We start from the raw sequence: 1,310 nt of genomic DNA, 5'->3' as shown, positions 1-1,310 counted from the left end.
GACGAAATGCAGGTCCGACTCGTCGTACTGCACGCAGTAGTCGCGTTCGGGGTAGACGGTGGGGCCGAGCTGGAATTTATAGTCGCCGGGCAGGATGCCATGCTCTTCCAGGACCTGGCCGATGATCTGCGGCACCGTGAGGTGCTGGAAGATGCGCTGGTTGGTGCGGTGGGCCAGGTAGGTCAGGCGCGGCACGATGGTCAGGCGATAGCGGGTCAGGCGCTTGCCGGATTCACCCTGGGCGATGCGGTGGATGAGGCCGTGGATGCCCTTGCGGTCCGGGTCGAAGGCGAGGAAGGTCTTCTGGTGCAGCAGGCTTTCCAGGTCGAGGTCGGGGCGCTCGCTGACCAGCTCGACGTCGAAGCGGTAGGGCTGGCTGATGGCCTCAAGGCCGCTGAATTCGAGCACTTGCAGGTCATGCTCGGTGCCCTGGATATCCAGGGTGAAACGATGTGCCCAGAGCTGGGATGGCGTTGCGCTCAGGCTCTTCAGCAGCGGTCGATCGGCGATGGCCTGTGCGGCGGCCTGGGCTGCCCTGCTTTGTGCTGTCGTCGCTGCTGCTGCGGGGACCAGCGTTGGCGTAGCCATGGGGGCGATGCGTGGCGCCACGTGGGTCGCCGGTTTCGGATGCAGCAGGAAGTTGCGGCAGAACACGCAGTGGATTTCGTCGTAGTGGATGCCGTTCTTGCTCAGTTCGGAAAGTGCGTCGTTGAGCGTCAGCGTGCTGTTCTGCAGCAGCAGCGTAGGGGCCTTGCGGTTGCGCACGGTCAGCACGTCGGCCCCCTCCAGCTTCACGCCGTAGCTGATGGAGGAATACTGATCGTCGCTGTATTTGGACAGCAGGTAATTGCGCACCTGGCTGTTGGGCGCCTTGCGCTCGTAGGCCTGGACCTCGCCGCGCATCACGGTGCCTAGCCCAGGGTCGGTCAGGGTCTTGCCGTCAGGTCCGTAGAACACCAGCGAGGTAGTGGCAGGAACGCTGATATGCATGCCCGGCACGAAGGCGCCGTGGCTGGTGATGATCAGTTTCTTGCTGGGCTGGCCAGGGCTCTTCTGGAAAAGATAGAAATGCTGGCCAAGGGCCGTGGCGTTGCCGGGTGGGACCTTCATACGGAAATTCCTTTTTTCTGACTCCCCTGAACGAAAAAAACCGGGCCCCGTGCACGCACGGAGGCCCGGCTCTCAACCCGCAATCAGGCGGAGATCGGAGCGCGCCAGTCGTCGGAACCGGACGTGCCGGAGACTTCGTGGGTCCAGACGATCTTGCGGTAGGTGAAGTAGACGTCTTCCAGGTGAGTGAAGTGAGCCAT

At 62.9% G+C, this 1,310-nt stretch carries 1 protein-coding gene and 1 pseudogene; both read right to left on the bottom strand.

Features of this window, described 5'->3' with window-relative positions; translation table 11 throughout:
- Nucleotides 1-1,110, bottom strand: a 1,110-nt coding sequence (locus ACWKV7_RS23615; protein WP_483860149.1) for a contractile injection system protein, VgrG/Pvc8 family, incomplete at its 3' end; no start/stop codon positions are given.
- Between the two features lie 83 nt (nucleotides 1,111-1,193).
- Nucleotides 1,194-1,310: pseudogene (locus tag ACWKV7_RS23610) on the bottom strand (Hcp family type VI secretion system effector); the annotation flags it as partial.

This window comes from Zestomonas ipomoeae (genome assembly GCF_057128665.1).
The sequence above is the reverse complement of the archived record's forward strand: the minus strand, read 5'-3'. Positions and strand labels throughout refer to the sequence as shown.